18 protein-coding genes are annotated in these 21,099 nt (G+C 72.8%); 7 read left to right on the forward strand and 11 right to left on the reverse strand.

Annotation, left to right across the window (positions count from 1 at the left end; translation table 11 throughout):
• Positions 1-36: 36 nt before the first annotated feature.
• Genes D7147_RS00450 through D7147_RS00465 form a run of 4 tightly spaced genes read right to left on the reverse strand, consistent with a single transcriptional unit; the run spans position 37 to position 5,557 of the window.
• Positions 37-477: a hypothetical protein gene (locus D7147_RS00450; protein ID WP_120673252.1), complete on the reverse strand. Its 441-nt coding sequence runs from the start codon at positions 475-477 to the stop codon at positions 37-39.
• A complete protein-coding gene (locus D7147_RS00455) occupies positions 477-4,793 on the reverse strand; it encodes a toxin glutamine deamidase domain-containing protein (RefSeq protein ID WP_120673253.1) in 4,317 nt (1,438 codons plus the stop codon). The genes D7147_RS00450 and D7147_RS00455 overlap by 1 nt, the downstream gene beginning before the upstream one ends.
• Before the next feature lie 15 nt (positions 4,794-4,808).
• Positions 4,809-5,147, reverse strand: coding sequence for a hypothetical protein (locus D7147_RS00460; protein WP_120673254.1), 339 nt, complete (start codon positions 5,145-5,147; stop codon positions 4,809-4,811).
• Positions 5,144-5,557: a YbaB/EbfC family nucleoid-associated protein gene (locus D7147_RS00465; protein WP_120673255.1), complete on the reverse strand. Its 414-nt coding sequence runs from the start codon at positions 5,555-5,557 to the stop codon at positions 5,144-5,146. The genes D7147_RS00460 and D7147_RS00465 overlap by 4 nt, the downstream gene beginning before the upstream one ends.
• A 79-nt stretch (positions 5,558-5,636) precedes the next feature.
• Here D7147_RS00465 and D7147_RS00470 point away from each other — a divergent pair, with 79 nt between their 5' ends.
• Positions 5,637-6,869 carry an SUKH-3 domain-containing protein gene (locus D7147_RS00470; RefSeq protein ID WP_120673256.1) on the forward strand — a complete coding sequence of 411 codons (1,233 nt, stop codon included), beginning with the start codon at positions 5,637-5,639 and terminating at the stop codon, positions 6,867-6,869.
• Positions 6,870-6,907: 38 nt separating this feature from the next.
• On the opposite strand, the gene D7147_RS00475 is transcribed toward D7147_RS00470, so the two are convergent.
• A complete protein-coding gene (locus tag D7147_RS00475; protein ID WP_120673257.1) occupies positions 6,908-8,347 on the reverse strand; it encodes an aldehyde dehydrogenase family protein in 1,440 nt (479 codons plus the stop codon).
• A 118-nt stretch (positions 8,348-8,465) separates the two neighbouring features.
• On the opposite strand from D7147_RS00475, the gene D7147_RS00480 reads away from it, so the two are divergent.
• The 3 genes from D7147_RS00480 to D7147_RS00490 are packed head-to-tail and all read left to right on the forward strand — an operon-like array spanning position 8,466 to position 10,770.
• Entirely contained in the window at positions 8,466-8,882 is a 417-nt protein-coding gene (locus D7147_RS00480; RefSeq protein ID WP_120673258.1) for a GntR family transcriptional regulator, read from the forward strand.
• Between the two features lie 11 nt (positions 8,883-8,893).
• Positions 8,894-9,781 carry an ABC transporter ATP-binding protein gene (locus D7147_RS00485; RefSeq protein WP_120673259.1) on the forward strand — a complete coding sequence of 296 codons (888 nt, stop codon included), beginning with the start codon at positions 8,894-8,896 and terminating at the stop codon, positions 9,779-9,781.
• Entirely contained in the window at positions 9,778-10,770 is a 993-nt protein-coding gene (locus D7147_RS00490; RefSeq protein WP_120673260.1) for an ABC transporter permease subunit, read from the forward strand. The genes D7147_RS00485 and D7147_RS00490 overlap by 4 nt, the downstream gene beginning before the upstream one ends.
• Before the next feature lie 94 nt (positions 10,771-10,864).
• Here the strand turns inward: D7147_RS00490 and D7147_RS00495 are convergent, their stop codons facing one another.
• From D7147_RS00495 to D7147_RS00520, 6 genes are all read right to left on the reverse strand, one after another.
• Positions 10,865-11,557, reverse strand: coding sequence for an RlpA-like double-psi beta-barrel domain-containing protein (locus D7147_RS00495; protein ID WP_120673261.1), 693 nt, complete (start codon positions 11,555-11,557; stop codon positions 10,865-10,867).
• Positions 11,558-11,637: 80 nt separating this feature from the next.
• Positions 11,638-12,273: a M15 family metallopeptidase gene (locus D7147_RS00500; protein WP_120673262.1), complete on the reverse strand. Its 636-nt coding sequence runs from the start codon at positions 12,271-12,273 to the stop codon at positions 11,638-11,640.
• Positions 12,270-13,403, reverse strand: coding sequence for a D-alanine--D-alanine ligase family protein (locus tag D7147_RS00505; RefSeq protein WP_120673263.1), 1,134 nt, complete (start codon positions 13,401-13,403; stop codon positions 12,270-12,272). Before D7147_RS00505 ends, D7147_RS00500 begins: the two co-directional genes overlap by 4 nt.
• Complete coding sequence (locus tag D7147_RS00510) at positions 13,400-15,613, reverse strand: pyridoxal-phosphate dependent enzyme (protein ID WP_120673264.1); 2,214 nt, start codon at positions 15,611-15,613, stop codon at positions 13,400-13,402. Before D7147_RS00510 ends, D7147_RS00505 begins: the two co-directional genes overlap by 4 nt.
• 143 nt (positions 15,614-15,756) lie before the next feature.
• A complete protein-coding gene (locus D7147_RS00515) occupies positions 15,757-16,815 on the reverse strand; it encodes a sensor histidine kinase (RefSeq protein WP_120673265.1) in 1,059 nt (352 codons plus the stop codon).
• The gene (locus D7147_RS00520; RefSeq protein WP_120673266.1) at positions 16,812-17,477 is read right to left on the reverse strand and encodes a response regulator transcription factor; all 666 of its coding nucleotides are present in this window, start codon (positions 17,475-17,477) and stop codon (positions 16,812-16,814) included. The genes D7147_RS00515 and D7147_RS00520 overlap by 4 nt, the downstream gene beginning before the upstream one ends.
• A gap of 299 nt (positions 17,478-17,776) precedes the next feature.
• On the opposite strand from D7147_RS00520, the gene D7147_RS00525 reads away from it, so the two are divergent.
• The 3 genes from D7147_RS00525 to D7147_RS00535 all read left to right on the forward strand — a co-directional run bounded on the left by D7147_RS00525 (position 17,777) and on the right by D7147_RS00535 (position 21,093).
• Positions 17,777-19,054 carry a GAF domain-containing protein gene (locus D7147_RS00525; RefSeq protein ID WP_120673267.1) on the forward strand — a complete coding sequence of 426 codons (1,278 nt, stop codon included), beginning with the start codon at positions 17,777-17,779 and terminating at the stop codon, positions 19,052-19,054.
• A gap of 42 nt (positions 19,055-19,096) precedes the next feature.
• A complete protein-coding gene (gene adh, locus D7147_RS00530; RefSeq protein WP_120673268.1) occupies positions 19,097-20,602 on the forward strand; it encodes an aldehyde dehydrogenase in 1,506 nt (501 codons plus the stop codon).
• Between the two features lie 122 nt (positions 20,603-20,724).
• Positions 20,725-21,093 (forward strand): DUF779 domain-containing protein, encoded by a 369-nt coding sequence (locus D7147_RS00535; protein WP_120673907.1) that lies wholly within the window; start codon positions 20,725-20,727, stop codon positions 21,091-21,093.
• Positions 21,094-21,099: the final 6 nt, after the last annotated feature.

Here is a 21,099-nt window from a genome sequence, read left to right on the forward strand (position 1 = left end):
GACACTCTTGCACCGCCACCGCCCTTCGCAAGCGGTTTAGGGCTGCTGGGCCAGGGACGGGTCGGCCCCCGGATCACCCGCCCGCTGCAACTCCTCCTCGAACATGACGAACGTCCTGCGGCGTACCCCCTTGATCAAGGCGGTCTCCTCTGTCGTCAGACGACGGCCTTGCTCTTCGGCGGTGCTTCGAATCGCCGAGATGGTGTCGTAGAGAGCGAAAACAGGGCCTTCGCCCGTGAGGTAATGGGCGCGGTACGCCTCTACCTCCTGCACGAACTGCTCAGCAGTTCGAGTGAAGATTTCACCGCCGACCGCGAGGAGGATTTCTTCGAAGAGTCGGTTCTGCTCGACCCAACCGCCCGTGTCTATGGAGACCCTCCAGACCCGTGCGCCGCCCTCAGGTGTAGCGACGATCTTCACCGGTGAGGCGTAGTAGATGTGATAAGAGGGCAGGACCAAACCCGGGAAGTCCGTCATCAGGTGTCTCTCTCGTACGTCGCCATCAACGCCGTCCAGAAGAGCTCCTGCCCTCTGCGCAGGAGGCCCCCCATTATGGCCCGCTCCGCGACGGTCAATGATCGCCCCTCGTCGCGGGCGATGGACTCCAGGTCACGGCGCACTTCGAACAGCACGTGCTCCCACTCGGCGACTTCGTCGAGACGCGCCAGATGCAGACGGAACTCGGCAAGGTGCCCGTTGCGCATTCGCAGGACCAGCTGCACATCTCGATAGCCGCTGCTCTGCGGCTCAACGAACCTGTCCTCGAACCTGACGATGTCGACATCGGGATCATCCCGGAGGCGAACCAGCCCCTCATAAAGCTGATCCAGAGATCGGAACTGCACTTTGGCTGCGGCAAGGTCGATCAGCTGGCTCGCGTCGCCGCCGTACTTCGTCACCTTGTCCTCGGCACGTCGCCGATCCTTGGGCTCCGTACGCCAGCCGGGATCGCCCACCCGCTCGCCACCCGAGTACGCGAGCCTGGCGGCCAGCTGATTCAGCTCCTCCTGTGCGCCGGCGGCTTGGCCATAAAGTGCATCGAGGTACTGCTCGCGGTAGGCGGTGTCGCTGCGTCGCCGCTGGTCGAACCCTTGCTGCCCGGCCATCACGTCCGCACAGACGACGGTCGAGCTGATCCGCCGCTGCTCCACGGTCAACGGCGTCGGTCTCGGATCCGCGACACCCTCCGCCGCAACCGCCTCGGCACCCCGCTCCGAAATCTCGGCGAGCACGTCGCCGAGGACGTCGATCGCCTGCTGATGGCTCGCCAGGTGATGCAACGTCAGCGGACGGGCGGTCAACGAGTCGAAGAGCTCCGGCGTCGCCAGGATCAGGCGCACCAGGTCGGGCCGCTCGGCCAGCTGCCGAATCAGAGTCGCGGCGAGCAGCGGCTCGTCCGGCGGCGGTTCCCGCCAGGCCCCGTCCAGCATCGCGCGCGCCCGTGGGTCCGCGAAGAAGGTGGCCACGTCCCGGGCGGCAGCGTCGTCCAACTGCGGTACGAGCCGACGCAGCGTCGGCCCGTCCAGCGCCTCGGCCAGTTCGGGCGGCGGCACTCCGGCCCGGAGGGCGCCGGTGAGGTCCACCGCGTCGGCGAGCACCCGCTCCACCGGCGAATGCTCCGCAGTGGTCGACCCAGGCCCGGCGGCGAGGAGATGCAGCCGGTTGAGGTACGGGTGGCCGTACCCCTCGTCGCGCTCGGCAGGCGGATATTCGGGCAGGTCTGGAAGGGCGCTGTGCCATCCCCGTCGCAGCCCGGCCATCGGCATCGGCCGGGCGTCGGGGCCGAGCACCAGAACCTCGAGGTCGACCGAGTTGTACCGGTTCGCCGTCCCGGTGTGCCGGTAGAGCGGTCGGGTGGCGATCCGGCCGGTCTGCGGATCGAGGTAGAGCACGGTGCCGTTCTGGTTGAGCGCCACGGAGATGTGGGCACCCCCGCCCTCCCACGTGTTGATCACGAACGCGTAGCTGCCGTGCCCACCGAGCAGCAACTGGTCGTGCAGGTTGTGGTACCCGCGATCGATGGCGTGCCGCCGCTGCGCCGGCGTGACGTCGTGCCTCGGCTCGCAGAGTCGTTGGAACCGCCCACCGGTGATCTGCTCGATCCGCTGCGGCCCGTGCAGCTCGCCGTCGAGCGGCCGGTTGACGTCGCCTGCCGCGTACGCGTCGAAGGTGCGCGGCGCCGACACCCGGGGGCGGGCGTGCGCCCACGTGTCGAAGAGCGAGAGCGTGCAGTCGACGCAGTTGATGCCCCGGGTGGGGTCGGCCGCCGGCCCACCGTCGTTCAGCAGCCGGAACCAGTCGCCCTGGCGCGGATCCGGGGTACGTGCGACCCGCCCGTCGGCTTCCCGGGGGACCCGACGCTCGACGTCGGTCTGGTGCAGGGCCAGCGGCGGACGCAACCCGCCCGGCCGGCCGTAGCGGCGTGACCTGTCGATCGGTGGGGGGTGGTCGTCGCCGGTCAGCGCCGAGCGATCCGCCGTCTCGACCCCGCCGGCGGCGAGCTCGCCGACGTCGTCGTTGACGCGCCGGAAGGTCTCCTCGTCGAGGCCGACCCTCGGCGACGCGACCGTCCCGGCCAGGATCTCCTCGGCGAGGTCTCGCTGCTGGTGGTACCACCTTTCCCGGTCGCGGACCTCGGCGCGGTACCGCCCGGCGGCGGCGTGCCGCCCGGCGCGGGCCAGATCGTGGCCCTCGCTGCGCAGCCAGCGGATCTCGTCGTCTGTCCGGTCGGCGTCTCGGCGCAGCTGCGCGACCCGGTCACGGCGCCGGTTCTCCTCGTGGGTGCGCCGCTGGTACTCGAAGTGGCCCCGGTACCGGCGCCGCTCGAAGGCGTCCCGGTCGGCCGCCCAGACGGCGGCGTACCACTCGGGCGTTCTCGGCCGCGGCCCATCGGCGCCCACCAGCCCCGGCGAACCGTCGGACGGCGGCCGGGGCGGCACCGGCTGAGCCGGTGGCGCATCCGACCCGCCCGCCGTCGGCCGGTCCGGACCTCCGCCGTTCGGCGGCCCGGTGGAGTTGGGTCTCGGCGGGACGGCGGGCTCGGGGGTGCGCGGATCCGGCGTCGGCGGCGGAGTGCCGGATGCCGGGGCGGCGGGTGTCGCGGGCTCGGGCGGCGTCGGTGCCACGGGGCCGGGTGTCGCGGTCCGGGTCGGCCAGACGGTCGGAGCCGCCGCCGTGGTGGCTGCGAGCGAGCCGGCCGAGGGGGGCGTCGGCTGCGTCGCCGCGGTCGGAGCGGTCGGGTTCGGGCCGGTCGGCACCGGGTCGACAACCGGCGAGCTCGGGGGTGGTGCCCCGGTGATCGGCGGGGCGGGGGCCGCGAGCGCACTCAGCGTCGGGGTGTCGGCGATCGCCGCCGAAGTCGTCACGGTGGGGGCCGGCAGAACGGAATCCATCGGCCCGGGCGACACCGGCACGGTCACGGGTGAAGCCGGCCCGGACGACACCGGCACCGTCTCGAACGAAGCCGACGCGGACGACACCGGTAACGCCTCGGACGAAGCCAGACCGGGCGACACCGGCACCGTCTCGAACGAAGCCGGCCCGGGCGACACCGGCGCGGGCGCGGACGGACCGGGCGCGGCGGGAGGGGGTACCTCGATCGGCGCACTGGACGAGGGCAGCACGCCGGGCGAGGGCAACATGCCGGGCGCGGACGTTGGGTCGGACGGCGGGCGCGGTGCGGGCACCGGCGACTCGGGCCCACCCGGCAGCTCGGCCACGCCTGAACCGAGCGCCACGCCCAGACTCGGCGGCACGCCCAGCTCCGTCGAGGCCAGCGCGGCGAGCCGGCCGTCGAGCCGGGCGCGGAGCGCGGCGTCCGCCTGCGCGGTGGCCGAGCCCGTGCCGCCGGAGACCGCGGCCCGCGCGGCCTCCTCCACGGAGGTCAAACCCGCCCCGGTGGCGAGGCTCGCGGCGTTCTCCGCAATCACCTCACCGGCCATCTCCCGGGTCAGGTGCTCGCCGACGCGGGCCACGGGCCCGGTCGCGTGCCGGCCCAGCCCGGCCAGCGGTGCGGCCGCGCCCCCGGCCAGGCCGCCGAGCGCCGAGGTGCCGGCGTCGGTGAGGTCCAGCCCGTCGCGCCGGCCCGTGGAGTTCTGGTACGCCTGCGTGGCGAGGCTGATCCCCGCCTCCTCGCCCGCCTCGGTGAGCCCGCCGAGCGCCGAGCGCCGGGCCAGGCCCCGCACGCCGCCCTCGGCGACCTGCCGGGCGGCCCGCTCGCCGGCCTCCTTCAGGCCGTGGCGCAGCGACTTACGGGCGAGCTGCCCGATCAGGCGCTTGAAGATCTGCTGCACGATCACCCGGCTGGCGGCGACCGCGGCGCCCGCCGCGGGCGAGGCGGCGCCGGCGGTGAGCGCGGCCGCGACCGCCAGCGACAGCAGCTCGACGACCAGGACGCCGAGCTCGATCCAGACCTCGAGCTTCGCGGCCTCGATGTCGCACCCGCACTCCTCGACCAGCCGGCCCAGGTCGGTGGAGACGGCGAGCAGCACGGGCAGCGGAGCGTCGTCGCCTTCAGCCAACCGCCGCCAGGCCGCCTCGAACGCCTCGGGGACCGCGCCGACCGCGCCGTAGCCGCCTCGTACCTCGGCGGCGGCCTCGGCCGCGTCGGCGCGCGGGGCGGCGAGCACGGCGGCCACCGCGTACCACTGGTCGGCGAGGTCCCAGACGGCGCGTTCGTTCCCCTCCGGCCATTCGACCCCGAGCACCCAGTCGAGGGCCTCGTAGATCCAACCGGGCAGGTCCCACGGCGAGTAGTCGAGCGGGTGCGGTACCGGGCTCGGCAGCAGGCTCATCGGGATGCTCCGTGGTCAGCGGCTGTCGACGCGGGCGAGCCGGCCCGAGGCGGTTGCATCGGTGTTCACGTTGGCGTCGACCGAACGCACCACGTCGACGCCGAGCGCGTTGAGGTGGCGGCCGAGCCCCTCCCACGCCCGCAGCACGATCTCCTCGCACCCGCGGTAGCCGCGCTCGAAGGCTGCCCCGATGTCGTCCCGCCCCCAGGGCTGCTGCGCGCTGGTCGAGGCGATCTCACCGCCTACCTCGGCCCGCCGGGCGCTCAGCGCCTCCCCGGCGGCGCTCAGGTCCGCGCCGCCCTGCCGGGCCCGGGTGGCGTCGAGCCACAGCTGCCCGCCGCCCGCGCCGCTCACTTGCCGCCGCCCAGGACCGCGTCGGCCCGGTCGAGCAGCGCGCCGAAGTCACCCGTACGCAGGAAATCCATCGACCCGGCGCCGGCCGGAAGATAGCCGGCGACCAGTTCCCGGGTGGCCGCGTTCGCGCGGGTGCTCGCCCGGCGCACCGTCTCGGTGATCGTCCGGCTCAGCGCGGCGGCGTCCCGGTCGCCGTAGACGGCGGAGCTCAGCTCCACGGTGATCACCTCGCCACGGGCGCCGACCGTGGCGGTCACCCTTCCGTCCGCGGAACGCTCGGTCACCCGCAGGTCGGCGAGCCGCTCACGCAGTTCGTCCAGACCGGACCTGAGTCGCTGGTACTGACCGTGGATCTCGTCGAACCTGACCCGCAGTGGGTGATTCGTCGACCGGTCCGCCTCCTCCGCCACGCCGCCTCCCCCGTCACCGTGTGTAGGCCGCACCATACCGGGCGCGACGAATCTCGTGGGGTCCGGTAGTTTCTGCCGGGTGATCGACCGTCATCAGGCCGAGCAACTCGCCGCGGTGTGGGCGCGCCGCGACTCGCAACGCCTGGGCTACGAGTGCGTGCCGACCGTCGACGAGTTCGACCTGGGGTTCGTCATATCGTCCACTGTGTCCGTCGAGGCGCGGACGCTCCCGGGTGACCTGCCGACGACGTTCGTCGACCGGGAGACCGGCGAGGTGACGACCTGGCCCCGGGTCCCACCGAACGTGGTCGAGGAGCTCTACCGACGTAACCGGCCGAGCGAGCCGCGGGCGCCTCGGACGGTCGATCCGGCGAGCCAACTGCTGCGGGAGATCGGGCGGCTGCCCACCCCCGGCGCGATCGCCCACCTCTCCCTCGACGGCAGGATGTTCCGGGCCCAGGGGGCCAAGGGCGACGTGGAGCTGCGGCACCATCCGCTGGTCCGGCGCTACCTCGACGAACTGCCCGTCGGTCACCTCGGTCGCGGTGGTGACCGGCACGCCGAGCTGATCGTCGTCTCCGACGTGCTGCACGAGTACGACCACCGCCGGGCCGCCGAGGGCATCGCCCCGATGGGCATGGGCGACGCCGAGTTGCTGCTCGCCGCGGCCCGGTTCGAGGTGTTCCGGGTACGGGAGCCGGGCGATCCGGCCGGTGGGCTCGCCGAGCGCCCCTGCGACTCGTGCCTGAACTTCCTGGTGCACTTCAACGTTCTCCGCTGGTCGGAGCTGGCCTACACGCAGGAGTGGCTGCCCGAGCGGCAGGTACCGCACCAGCCCGGACGGTTCCCGGCGGAGGTGGCGGATTCCCTTCTGGACGGTGGCTGGGCGGACGGCCCGCTCAACGAGGTGCTCTGCGCCGGGGCGATCCGGGAGACCCGCGAGGTGCGGGGGCAGCGACACCGGCACGAGCCGTTTCCGGCGGCGGTGGCCGCGCTGACCGCCTTCCCGGCGCTGCTCAGCCGGCGGCGCGGCCCGGGCGAGGAGGTGTGGATCAGCCGGTTCACCACCAACCCGCTACGGGGCGCGCACAGCGCCGACACCCTCGCTGACTTCGCGACAGTGCTCGGCAGCCACCTCTTCCCGTTCGGCTCGGAGCACGGCGAGAGCATCCTCGCCGTCGACCAGGAGGGCCGGGTCTTCGCGCTGGACCAGGCGGGCGAGTGGTTCCTCGGCGCCGACGTCGACGCGGCACTGACCACGCTGCTGCTCGGGCGGGCGCCGTCCCGCGTCCGGGAGGACGGCACGTGGTGAGCGACCGGCCGGTCGCGCTCCCGCGTCGGCGTTGAGCCCTAGAGGCGGACGCCGGTGAGCACGAGCACGCGGGGTTCGGTGTAGTTCTCCATGGCGCTGCTCAGGCCTTCCCGCCCGACGCCACTGCCCTTGACCCCGCCGTACGGCATCTGGTCGGCGCGGTACGACGGTACGTCTCCGACGATCACCCCGCCGACCTCCAGCACCCGGGCGGCGAGGAAGGCGGTGCGTACGTCGTGGGTGAAGACGCCCGCCTGCAATCCGTACGCCGAGTCGTTGACGGCGGCGAAGGCGGCCTCGTCGTCGGGCACGCGGCTGACGACCAGCACCGGCCCGAAGACCTCCTCGGCGTTGACCTTGGCGGCCGTGGGCACCCCGGAGAGCACGGTCGGCGGATGGTTGGCGCCCTCGCGCCGGCCGCCGATCTCGATGGTGGCGCCGGCGGCGACCGCCTCGTCGACCCACGCCTCGACCCGGCGTGCGGCGTCGACGGAGATCAACGGCCCGACGTCGGTCCGTTCGTCGGTCGGGTCTCCGGTGCGCAGCTCCTGCACGGCGGCGACCAACCGGGGCAGGAAGCCGTCGTAGATCCATTCGTGCACGTAGACCCGCTGGACGGCGATGCAGGACTGACCGGCCTGGTAGTTCGAGAAGGTGGCGATGCGCTGCGCGGCGAAGGTCAGGTCCTCGTCGGCGGCCCAGTCCGCGCAGATGACGGCCGCCGCGTTGCCGCCCAGCTCCAGCGTCACGTGCTTCTCGGGTACCGCTCGGCGGATGGCGGCACCGACCGGGCCGGACCCGGTGAACGACACGATCGGCAAGCGCGGGTCGGCGACCAGCTCGGCGGCGCGCTCGTTGGGCAGCGGCAGCACGGAGAACATTCCGGCGGGTAGGTCGGTCTCGGCGAGCAGGTCGCCGAGGAGCAGCGCGGTGAGCGGGGTGGCCGGCGCCGGCTTGACCACGATCGGCGCGCCGACCGCGACGGCGGGGGCCACCTTGTGCGCGACCAGGTTGAGCGGGAAGTTGAACGGGGTGATGCCGAGCACGGGGCCGCGGGGCACCCGGCGGACGAGCGCGATCCGACCGGTGGCGGCCGGGTCGGTGTCGAGGCGTTGCAGGTCGCCGGAGAAGCGCCGGGCCTCCTCGGCGGCCCAGCGGAACGTGGCGACGGCGCGTCCCACCTCGGCGCGGGCCCACTTCAGCGGTTTGCCGTTCTCGGCGGTGACGAGCCGGGCGATCTCGTCGGCACGTTCGGCGAGCCGACGGGAGACGTGGTCGAGCGCGCCCGCGCGGACGTGCGCGGGCAGTGCCGCGGCCTCCGTCGTCACCTCCGCCGCGGCCGCGATCGCCGCTTCGACCTGGTCGGGCGTGGCCACGGTGGTACGTCCCACGACCCGCCCGTCGTACGGGTGGTGGATGGTCAGCTCGCCCTCGCCGTGGGCGGGACGGCCGGCGACGTAGAAGGCCCTCGACTCCACGTTCGAAGCCTAGGCGACCCCGGTCGGGCGCGGCGAGGTCGCGTCGCGGCTTCGGGGCACCACGGAACCCACTCCTGTCCTATAGTCCTACTGTCGTAGTACAACAGAGAGGGCTCAGGTGATCGAGTTCGTACTGGACGCCCGGTCCAAGGTGAACACCTACGTGCAGCTGATCCAGCAGGTGAAGCAGGCGCTGCGGGTGGGGCTGCTGGTCCCGGGTGACCAACTGCCCAAGGTGCGCGACGTGGCGCAGTCACTGGCGATCAACCCCAACACGGTGCTGAAGGCCTACCGCGAGCTGGAGATCGAGGGGCTCGTCGAGGGGCGGCCCGGCGTCGGCACCTTCGTCCGCCGCACCCTCGGCGGCCCACCCGTCGCCGACCAGGCGGAGCTGCGCGCCGACCTGGTGGCCTGGCTCGGTCGCGCCCGCGCGGCCGGCCTCTCCCCCGAGGACGTCATCGCCCTGGTCGAGACCACGCTGCGGGCCACGCTCGCCGCCGAGGCGGTCCGCACGCAACCCGCCTCGGCCGGATGAGAGGAGAGGACATGGATGTCGCACTGGAGACGGAGCAGCTCGGCAAGCGGTACGGGAAGCGCTGGGCGTTGCAGGACTGCTCGCTCCGCCTGCCGACCGGGCGGATCGTGGGCCTCGTCGGCCCCAACGGCGCCGGTAAGAGCACCCTGCTGCACCTCGCCGTCGGCCTGCTCCGACCGGACGCGGGTGAGGTTCGGCTCTTCGGTCGCTCGCCGTACGACAACCCCGCCGTCCTGCCCGACATCGGCTTCGTCGCGCAGGACACCCCGCTCTACCGCGACTTCACCGCGGCGGAGCTGGTGCAGCTCGGCGGCCGGATGAACCGGCGCTGGGACGCCGCGTTGGCGCGGGAGCGGCTGGCTCAGCTCGGCATCCCGCCGAAGCTGCCGGTCGGCCGGCTCTCCGGCGGCCAACGCGCGCAGGTCGCGCTCGCCCTCGCCCTCGCCAAGCGACCCCGGCTGCTGCTGCTCGACGAGCCGGTCGCCAGCCTCGACCCGCTGGCCCGCCGCGAGTTCCTCCAGTCGCTGATGGGCAGCGTCACCGACTCCGGAACGACGGTGCTGCTCTCCTCCCACCTCCTCGCCGACCTGGAACGCACCTGCGACCACCTGGTCGTCCTGCACTCCTCCCGGGTCCGGCTCGCCGGAGCGGTCGACGACCTGGTCGACGCCCACCGGCAGCTGGTCGGGCCGCGGCACATCGGCGAGCCGATCGCCGGCGTCGGCACGGTGGTACGCGCCCGCCACACGGACCGCCAGTCCACGCTGCTGGCCCGGATCGACGGTGTAGTCGATCCGGAGTGGACGGTCCATGACGTGACGCTGGAGGACGTGATCCTCGGTTACCTCGCCGACGGGGAGACGACCGTCACCCGGACCGACTGGGAGGTGCCCGCGTGATCTGGCTGACCTGGCGACAGCATCGCCGGCAGGCGCTCTTCACCCTGGTGGCCCTGCTCGCGCTCGCCGCCCTCATGATCCCGACCGGGCTGATGATGCGCGCCTCGTACGCCGACAAGGGCCTGGCCGAGTGCCTCCGGGTGTTGAACGCGGTCCAGCCCGACCCGGGCCGCGCCGGGCCGTGCAGCCGGGCCCTGAACCAGTTCGCCGACCAGTTCAACTCGATGTCCCTGCTCGGCGTGCTCTTCCTCGTCCTGCCGCTGATCGTGGGGCTGTTCTGGGGCGCGCCGCTCGTCGCCCGCGAGGTCGAGCAGGGCACCCACCGGTTCGCCTGGACCCAGGGCATCGGTCGCCGGCAGTGGGCGCTGGTGAAGTTCGGGTTCGTCGCGGTCGTCGCGGTGCTGGTCGCCGTGGTCTACGGGCTCGGCATGTCCTGGTGGGTCGCGCCGCTGACGGGCGCGGCGCAACAGAACCGCTTCGACGTCTTCTTCTTCGACATGCAGGGGGTGACCCCGATCGGGTACACCCTCTTCGCGGTCGCCCTCGGCATCTGCGCGGGCGTGTACTGGCCGAGGATGATGCCCGCGATGGCGGTGACGCTCGGCGGGTTCATCGGCCTGCGAATCCTGCTGACCGTCCTGGCCCGGCCGCACTACCTGCCGCTGGAGACCCGGGCCATCCCGATCGAGGGCACCATCGGCGAGCCGGGCGGCGCCTCCGGCGACTGGATCATCGACAAGGGCATCCGGGACGCCGGCGGCACAATGGTGCTGCCCGGCGCCCAGGCGGCGTGCGGGGCGGAGTCCGCCCGCCCCGCAGGCGGGAGGTGTCCGCCGCTGGAGGAGTTCGGCGAGGGCGCCTACAACTGGCAGCTCTTCCAGCCGGCCGACCGGTTCTGGCTCTTTCAGGGCATCGAGTCCGGCATCTTCGTCGCGCTGGCGGCGGTGCTGCTCTACCTCGCCGTACGCCGGATCCGCCGCGTCGCCTGACGGCAACAGCTCGAAGACCGGAGGCGGTTCCGACGGGAACGCCGTGGCGGCCCCTCACCCCGGGGGGGCCGCCACGGCGTTCCCGTCGGAGCGGTCAGTCGAGCAGCTCGACCACGTTGCGGCGTACCACGTTCTTGCCCGGCTCGCGGATCGCGTCCATCGCGGCGGTGTTCAGCAGCACGCAGCTACCCGACGGGCCGGTCACCGTCACCGGCACCGACCGCCCGTTGTCCAGATTGGTCACCCGCAACCGGGTACCCACCGGGAACCGACCACTGGTCGCCGCCGGAGCGCCTCCCTCGGCGAAGAAGGTGACCGACCCGGAGCAGACCGAGGACGGGACGGCCGGCTCAGTCCCGCCGGGCCGGGCGGCACCCGGTTGGGCGCTGCCGGGCCGGGTCTCGCCCCCGCCGGGCCCGGCCGACGGGGGTGCCGGAGCGTCGAGGCGTTCGACCACGTTGCGGCGTACCACGTTCTTGCCCGGCTCGCGGATCGCGTCCATCGCGGCGGTGTTCAACAGCACGCAGCTACCCGACGGGCCGGTCACCGTCACCGGCACCGACCGCCCGTTGTCCAGATTGGTCACCCGCAACCGGGTACCCACCGGGAACCGACCACTGGTCGCCGCCGGAGCGCCCCCCTCCGCGAAGAAGGTGACCGACCCGGAGCAGACGGAACTCTGCCCCGGAGTCGTGTCCGCGAACCCGAGCCCGGTGCCGACCGCGACGACCGCCGCGGCGGCCACTGCGACGGTCGCCGCCAGCACATGCCTTCGCTGCACCTTCACTGTCTCTCCCGTTCGTCCGGTGACGTCCTACGACGCCTGGTACGGACGACAGGGCCGGACCGTTCAGTGCGGCTTCGGGATCACAACGGGCCGTAACGGGTGTGTGGCGCTCCGGTCATCAAGGCCCAGTACCGGTCCCCGTACGACCAGTGCCACCACTCCGTCGGGTAGTTCACCATCCCCGCCCCGCCGAGGGCGGCCACCAGGATCTCCCGGTTGCGTCGGGCCGCGGCCGGAATGTTCTCCGCCCCGGTGAAGCAGGCGTTCGCGCTCGCCTCCGGGGTGGCGTCGACGACCGTGCCCATGTCCAGCTCGATCCCGTCGGCGTCGCAGAGGGTCAGGTCGACCGCTCCGCCAGTGCTGTGCGGGGCCACCTCGACCGGCGAGACGAACTTCGTGGTCTCCACGTGCAGCCGCTCCGGCGACCACTGCGGGTACCGGCGGCGCAGCTCGTCCCGGTAGCCGGTGAAGATCTTCAGCTGCGCCTGGTACGGCCGGTAGCCCTCGATCACCAGCAGCCGCAGACCCACCGGCAGGGCACGCTGCGCGTCGAGCAGCCGAAGCGCCACCGCACGCCGCACCCGGGCGTACGAACCGGCGGGGTCTGCGGCCCGGGAGTCCAGCCGCAGCTCCGGCACCTCACGCAGGTCGACCAGTTCGTCGCCGTCGTCCTCGCTCCGCACCGCGGCCACCCGCGGATCGGAGAGCAGGATCATCGCGTCTCTTCCAGCCGCGCGCTCGCCGGACGCTCCGCGTGCCGGACGAAGGCGAGTTCGACGAGACGGTTCACCAGCTCCTGGTAGCTGACGCCGGACTCCGCCCACACCTTCGGGTACATCGAGTGCGCGGTGAAGCCGGGCAGGGTGTTCAGCTCGTTGACGTACAGGTCGCCGTTCGCCTCGTCGTAGAGGAAGTCGACGCGGGCCAGACCCCAGCCGCCGATCGCCGCGAACGCCCGTACGGAGAGTTCCCGGATCCGCTCGGTGACCTCGTCCGGCAGCACCGCCGGGACGATCATCGGGTCGCTGTCCCCGAAGTACTTCTGCTGGTAGTCGAACCAGCCGCCCTTCACCTGGACCTCACCGACCGCGGAGGCCTCCGGCCGCCAGCCGCCGAGCACGCCGGCCTCCAGCTCCCGGCCGGTCACGCCCTGCTCGACCACGACGACGTTGTCGTGCTCCAGCGCCGCCTCGACGGCGGCCGCCAGGTCGTCGCCCTCGGCCACCCGGGAAATGCCGATGGAGGAACCCATCCGGGTCGGCTTCACGAAGAGCGGCCGGCGCAGCCCCAGCACCAGCTTCTCCGGGTCGTCCACGGCCCGGTAGGTCTGCGCGTCGAACGACACCTGCGGGGTGACCGGCACACCCTCGGCCCGCAGCGCGCGCTTCATCGCGACCTTGTCCATGCCGATCGCGGAGGCGAGGATGCCGCACCCGACGTACGGCACGCCGAGGGACTCGAGCAGCCCCTGCACCACGCCGTCCTCGCCGTACGGACCGTGCAGGACGGGGAAGACCACGTCCAGCTCGGCCTCGACCGTGCCGGGGGTGTCGGCCGCGGTGACGGCGAGGGTGCCGGGGCGCTCACCGGAGCGCAGCTCCACCACCGGTCCGGTGACCGTGAGCCGGTCCTCGATGGCCAGCCCGGTCCCGACGGCGGCGCGCAGCTGCGCCAGCGTGGCCTCCGGCACCAGCCGGAATCCGCCGGTACGGGTCACGCCGATGGCGACCACCTGGTGGCCGGCGTCGGCCAGGGCCCGGGCGACGCCGAGGGCGGAGGCGCAGGACACCTCGTGCTCCGCGGACGGGCCACCGAACAGGATTCCGATCCGGACAGGCGTGCTCATGCCGCCACCCCTTCCATAGTCGCCATGTCGGCGAAGTGCCGGGTCGCCAACTGGGCGATCAGCTCCGCTTCGACATTTCCGCCGGTCAGCACCACGCCGACCGTGCGGTACCGCTCCCGCCCCTGGCCGCTCTGCACGACACCGGGCCGGTTGACCGCCTCACCGAGGTCCGCCGCCAGCCGCAGCGCACCGGCGAGCCCGGCCGCGCCGGACGGTTCGGTGAGCACCTTCAGCTCGAGCAGGAGCATCTGGAACGCCTCGGCGATCTGGTCGTCGTTGACCCGTACGACGCCTCGGATGGCGTCGCGTGCGACCGCGAAGGGTAGCTCACCCACGCAGGTCGGGCGAAGCCCGTCGGCGATCGTGGGTGCCGGGGAGACCGCCGTCGGTCGGCCGGCCGTGAGGCTGTGGGCCAGCGAGTCGCAGCCGACCGGCTCCACCCCGTACACCTCGATCGACGTCCCCGCCGCCGCCAGGCACGCGCCCGCGACGCCCCCGCCGCCGCCGACCGGCACCACCAGCGCGTCCAGCGGCGTGCCGGCGCGCTCCGCCTCCTCGATCAGCTCCAGGCTGGCGCTGCCCTGCCCGGCGATGACGTCCGGGTGGTCGTACGCGTCGATCAACGGGTGCCCGTGCGCCTCGCTGATCTGCCGGGCGGTCGCGATCCGCTCGTCGAGGGTGCTGCCGGCGAAGACCACGTCCGCTCCGGCGGCCCGCGCCCGGGCCACCTTGGTCGACGCCGCGTCCACCGGAAGCACGACGGTCGCCGTCAGACCGTGCCGTGCGGCCGCCAGCGCCACCGCCACCGCGTGGTTGCCGGTGCTCTGGGCCACCACCCCGGTGTACCCCGCCGCGGCCAGCCGGCCCACGGCCAGCATCGCGCCCCGCATCTTGTACGAGCCGCCGGTCTGGAGGTTCTCCGCCTTCATCAGGATCCGAACGCCGGCCAGCCGGTCGATGGTCGGAGAGTTGAGCACCGGGGTACGCACCACGCGACCGGAGAGCCACCAGGCCGCCTCCTGCACCCGGGCCCGGTCCGGTACCGCCTGGATCGGGACTGTCTCCGACGCCGAAGCCGCAGGTTTGACCTCGGCCGGCTGTTCTGTGCGCGACATGATCTCTCCTTCACGGTTGTACCTCGGGGCGGTACGCGGTGGAAGCTTGAACATCCACCACGCGCCGACCGCCAGCAGTCCGCGGTGAACGGCCAGGCTGAGCGCCAACACCACCGCGGTTACCAGGACCGGATATCCGGCCACCAGCAGCTCCCGTCCCGGCCCGTTCAGCTCGGTGACCGGACCGGCGAGGAGCCGGTGCAGCAGGGCGAGCACCGGCATGTGAATCACGTAGACCGGCAACGTCTGGCGCCCCAGAGTGGCGAGCATCGTGCCGGCTGCCCGCGTCCGCTGGGCGACAATAGCCGCCGCCGTGATGCCGAACGCCACCGCGGTGACCGAGACCACCGGCCACACGCCGAACCACTGCTCGGCTGCGGCGAAGCCCATGACGGCCAGGGCCGCCACATAGACCGCGGCGGTCCAGAGCAGGCGCCGGCGGGTCGCGGTCGCCGCCCAGCGCATCAGGTACGGCCGCAGGTGCACGCCGGCGAGGAAGAACACGAGGTTCTGGTAGACCCCGCCCCGGTTGCCCGGTGTGTCCAGCAGCCCCGCGGCGGCGACGGCCGACAGCACGCCCGAGACGCCGAGCAGCACCGCCGGGTGGACCCGGCGCAGCGCCTTGGCCAGCACGAAGTAGAGCGCCAGCGCGTACAGGTACCAGAGGTTGGACGGTGTGATGGTGAGCTGGCCGAGCAGCCCGCCGAGGCTGGTGGCCCGGTCGGTCGGGAAGCCGGGGGCGAGGGCGAGCAGGGCGGTGTGGATCAGCAGCCACATCGCGTACAGGTAGAGGTTGCCGGCGACCCGGGGGCGGAGGGAGGCGCGCCATGACCGGTTCACGGCGTTCGCCGCGAAGATCCCGGAGATGGTGAAGAAGAGCGGCATCCGCAGCGGCAGCAGCTGCTCGCCGAGCAGCCCCCACGCGCCCGGCACCGGCAGGCCGATCCGCCAGTCGATCTGCAGGTAGTCCTTCACCACGACGTGCCAGAGCACCACGAGGATGATGCAGGTGCCCTTGGCCACGTCGGCCCAGCCCTCGCGCCCCGCGCTCGTCCGCGCCGCCGGCGCGGTCGACGCTTCGGTTCCGTGTGTCACAACGTCCTTTCCTCTCCGGCTCCGGGTGGGCCGGCGCTCCGCGAGTGCGGACCGCTCAAATACCGGGCAGGCCGGAGTCGGGGATCCGCGTACACACGGATCCCGGGGCCGATCGGTTCGGTCTGGTCGGCGGCGACACCGCACTAGTGGGGAACGGGTAGCTGGACGTCGACGCGGAGGCCACCGCCGTCGAGGGGGCGGGCGGCGATGATGCCGTCGTGCGCCTGGGTGATCGAGCGGGCGATGGCGAGACCCAGTCCCGCGCCGCCGCTCTGGTTCGTCCGGTCACGGGCCAGGCGCCGGAAGGGCTCGAAGAGGCCGGCGACCGCCTCCGCCGGCACGATCTGCCCGCTGTTGGCCACCGTCAGCGCGGGGGACCGGCCGACCGTCACGGCGAGCCGGCCGCCGGGACGGTTGTACTTGATCGCGTTCTCCACGAGGTTGGTCACCAGGCGCTCCAGCAGCACCCGCTCACCCATCACGATCCGGCGGTCGAGCTGGCTCTCCACCGTCACCCCGGCCGCCGTCGCTCGGTCCTGGTACGCGGCCAGCACCCCCCGGGCGATCTCGTCGAGCGGCTGCGGGGTCGAGGAGCGCAGACCCTGGTCGCTCTCGCTGAGGGCGAGCAGCCCCTCGATGAGCCGCTCGTTGCGTTCGTTGGTCTGCAACAGCTGGGCGGTCAGGAGTTCGAGCTGCTCGCCGGTGAGCGCCTGGGCCATACCGACCTCGATCAGCGTCCGCTGGACCGCCAGCGGCGTACGCAGCTCGTGCGAGGCGTTCGCGGCGAACCGCCGCTGCCCGTCGTACCCGGCGGCGATGCGCTCCATCATCTGGTCGATCGCCCCGGAGAGCTGGGCGAGTTCGTCCCGACCGTGCCGCCGGATCCGGTAGCCGAGGTTCTGCGGACCGACGTGCGCGATCGGCTGGGCGAGGTCGCGTACCGGCCGCAGGCACCAGACCGCGGCGCCCCAGAGCCCCGCCAGGGCGGCCAGCAGGAGCACGAACTCGGCCATCCTCGGGATCGCCACGTCGAGCCGGCGGGCGGGCTCACACGCCACCTCGAGCCCGGGCATCGGCAGGCCGCAGACCTCCATTGCGGGCAGCCAGAGCAGGCCGAGCAGCCACCTCGTCAGTGCGGGCAGGTAGAACCCGGCGAGCAGGGCGAGCACACAGACGAGGACGATCCGGCGGCGGGGGATCACTCCGGCCCGCCGATCCGGTAACCGGCCCGGGGCACCGTCTGGATGATCGCCGGTTGCCCGAGCTTCTTGCGCAGCGTCATGACGGTGACCCGCACCGCGTTGGTGAACGGGTCGGCGAACTCGTCCCACGCCTGTTCCAGCAGGTCCTCCGCGCTGACCACCCGACCGTCCGCACGCATCAGCACGTGCAGCACGGCGAACTCCTTCGGGCTCAGGTTGACCGCGCGCCCGTCCCGGCTGACGGTGTGCCGGGCGACGTCGAGCGCCACCCCCTGCTGTTCGAGGACCGGCGGCACGGCCGGCGCGGAGCGGCGACCGAGCGCCTGCACCCGCGCGACGAGCTCGGCGAACGCGAACGGCTTCGTCAGGTAGTCGTCGGCGCCGAGACCGAGACCCTCGACCCGGTCCCGGATGCCGGCGGCCGCGGTGAGCATCAGCACCCTTGTGCCGGCGTCCGATCCGGCGAGGTTGCGGCACACCTCGTCGCCGGTCTGCCCGGGCATGTCCCGGTCGAGCACGGCCACGTCGTACCGGTTCACGGCGATCCGCTCCAGCGCCGCGTCGCCGTCGTAGCAGACGTCGACCGCCATGGAGACCCGACGCAGCCCCTCGGCGATCATGTCCGCCAACAACCGCTCGTCGTCCGCCACCAGCACCCGCACGCTTGCCGCTCCCGTGATCCTTCGTTCTCCGGCATACGGTCTCAAGCGGGAGATAAGCGTTCTGTAAGCACCCGCCTGAGCCATCGTCCACGGCCCGCGCGCAGGAACAAATGCTGGCGAATCGTCCAGCCAGAAGAACGTCCTGAATACCACGAATAGGGGGATCTGGCCTCACCGCCACCGGGGCGGGCGACGCCGGGAGTGAACCGGATCACTCCGGCCACCGACCGCCACCGCCACTCCCACACCCCTGGCGGGCGGGGGTGACGTGGGTCACGATTGGTGCGAGGAGGTCGCCGGTGGCTGACCCGTGGCTCGCCCTGGAACTCGGCGCCGATCCCGCGGAGCGGATCGCGCAGGTCGCCGCCGCGCACGAGGCGTTCCTCGCCGCCGGCACGACACCCGGCCGCGTCCGCGAGGTGGTCCGGCGGTCCTGGGAACGGTCCGCCCTGCTCGATCCGGAGGCCACCGCGCCGGTCGACCTGACCGACGACGCGCTGGCCGATCACCGCACCGCGCATCCACTGGCCCGGGTGCTGCCGCTCTTCCGCGACCTGCTCGGCGGCGTCGCCTTCGACGGCGCGCACCTCATGGCGGTCTGCGACGCGCACGGACGGCTGCTCTGGGTCGAGGGCCATCCCGGGGTGCGTCGGCGCGCCGAGGCGATGAACTTCGTGCCCGGAGCCCGGTGGGACGAGGCGCACGCGGGAACGAACGCCCCCGGCACGGCGCTCGCCGTCGACCACAGCGTGCAGATCTTCGCCACCGAGCACTTCAGCCGCCGGGTGCAGCGCTGGACCTGCGCCGCCGCCCCGATCCACGATCCGCGTACCGGACGGCTGCTCGGCGCGATCGACATCACCGGCGGCGACCACCTGGCCAACCCGCAGAGCCTGGCGTTGGTCCGGGCCACCGCCCGCGCCGCCGAGGCGGAGCTGGCCGCCGGCCGGCCGGCCGAACCGGGCGCGCTCAACGTCCTGGCGCTCGGCCGCGACGAGGCGGAGCTGCGGGTGGACGGACGCCGGATCCGACTCGGTCGCCGGCACAGCGAACTGCTCGTGCTGCTGCTCGAACACCCCGAGGGGCGCTCCGGCGAGCAGCTCGGCCTCGACCTCTACGGCGACGACCGGCTGCACCCGGTCACCGTGCGCGCCGAGCTGTCCCGGCTGCGCCGGGTGCTCGGCCCGGAGCTGCTGGACTCCCGACCGTACCGGCTGCGCGGGACGGTGCGCGCGGACTTCCGCTCCGTCACCGCCCGGCTCGACCGGGGCGACCCGGCGGGCGCGCTCGACGCGTACCCGGGCCCGCTGCTGCCCGCCTCCGACGCGCCGGGAGTGACCCGGCTGCGCCGGCTCATCGACGGCCACCTCCGGGCGGCCGTGCTCGCCACCGCGGACCCGGCGCTCCTCTTCGCCTGGACCGCGACACCGACCGGCGCCGAGGACCTGGCCGCGTGGCAGGCGTTGGCGCGGGCGCTGCCGCCGGGCGCGCCCCGCCGGCCGCTCGCCGTCGCCCGGATCCACCAGCTCGCGCGGGAGTACGGCCTGCCACGCAACGTGGATGCAACCCTCCGCTGACTAGCGTCGCCGCCGTCACCGCACCTCGACGCGGAGGTAACCATGACGCGCTACGACGCGCCCACCCACTGGCAATCCCGCTACGACCACTTCATCGGCGGCGAGTACGTCAAGCCGCACGGCGGACGGTACTTCGAGAACCCCACTCCCGTGACCGGGGAAACCTTCTGCGAGGTGGCCCGGGGCACCGCCGACGACGTCGAGAAGGCCCTCGACGCCGCGCACGGCGCCGCCGACGCGTGGGGCCGCACCTCGGTGGCCGAGCGGGCCCGCATCCTCAACCGGATCGCCGACCGGATGGAGGAGAACCTCGAATCCCTGGCGATCGCCGAGACCTGGGAGAACGGCAAACCGGTTCGCGAGACGCTGGCCGCGGACATCCCCCTCGCCATCGACCACTTCCGCTACTTCGCCGGGGCGATCCGGGCGCAGGAGGGGAGCGTCGGCGAGCTGGACGACGACACGGTCGCCTACCACTTCCACGAGCCGCTCGGTGTCGTCGGGCAGATCATCCCGTGGAACTTCCCGCTGCTGATGGCGACCTGGAAGCTCGCCCCGGCCCTCGCCGCGGGCAACGCCGTGGTGCTCAAGCCGGCCGAGCAGACCCCGGCGTCGATCCACCACTGGCTCTCCCTGGTGGCCGACCTGCTGCCGCCCGGGGTGGTCAACGTGGTCAACGGCTTCGGGGTCGAGGCCGGCAAGCCGCTCGCCTCGTCCGCGCGGGTGGCGAAGGTGGCGTTCACCGGCGAGACCACCACGGGGCGGCTGATCATGCAGTACGCCAGCGAGAACATCAAGCCGGTCACGTTGGAGCTGGGCGGCAAGAGCCCGAACATCTTCTTCGACGACGTGAGCGCCTCCGCCGACGACTTCCACGACAAGGCGCTCGAAGGGTTCACGATGTTCGCCCTCAACCAGGGCGAGGTCTGCACCTGCCCGTCGCGGGCGCTGATCCAGCAGGGCCACTACTCGGACTTCCTCGCCGCCGCGGTGGAGCGGACCCGGGCGGTGAAGCAGGGGCACCCGCTGGACACCGACACGATGATCGGGGCGCAGGCCTCCAACGACCAGCTCGAGAAGATCCTGTCCTACCTGGACATCGGGCGGCAGGAGGGCGCGAAGGTGCTGACCGGCGGCGCGCGGGCGGACCTGGGCGGCGAGCTCTCCGGCGGGTACTACGTCGAGCCGACCATCTTCGAGGGCGACAACTCGATGCGGGTCTTCCAGGAGGAGATCTTCGGACCGGTGGTCTCCGTGACCTCCTTCGCCGACCTCGACGAGGCCGTGAAGATCGCCAACGACACGCTGTACGGGCTGGGCGCCGGCGTCTGGACCCGGGACATCAACACCGCGTACCGGGCCGGGCGGTCGATCCAGGCCGGCCGGGTCTGGACCAACTGCTACCACGCGTACCCGGCGCACGCCGCGTTCGGTGGGTACAAGCAGTCCGGCATCGGCCGGGAGAACCACAAGATGATGCTGGAGCACTACCAGCAGACCAAGAACCTGCTGGTCAGCTACTCCCCGAAGAAGCTCGGCTTCTTCTGATGGGCGACCACCCGTCGCGCGACGCGGTGCCCGGTTCGCCGGGCGCCGCGGCGCCACCCACCACCCGACACGCGCCCGTCCCGCTCCCCCGTGCGGTCTCCCCGGTGTCGCTCCCGCCGGCGATCGACCCGGTCTCCGTGACGCCGGCCGCAGCGGAGCTGATCCGTTCGCTGCGGGAGCAGCACGGGCCGCTGATGTTCCACCAGTCCGGCGGGTGCTGCGACGGCAGCGCCCCGATGTGCTACCCGGCCGGCGAGTTCCGCACCGGCGGCTCGGACGTCCTGCTGGCGTCGCTCGACGTCGACGGCGTCCCCGAGCCCGTCGAGTTCTGGATGTCGGCCGCGCAGTGGGCACTGTGGAGACACACCCGGCTCACGGTCGACGTGGTGCCGGGCCGGGGCAGCGGCTTCTCCCTGGAGGCTCCCGAGGGGGTGCGCTTCCTCATCCGCTCCCACCTCGCCGAACCCGGGCCCTCGGACGGGCGGCGCTGACAGGCG

This window comes from Micromonospora musae (assembly GCF_003626545.1).
GTDB lineage: Bacteria > Actinomycetota > Actinomycetes > Mycobacteriales > Micromonosporaceae > Micromonospora > Micromonospora musae.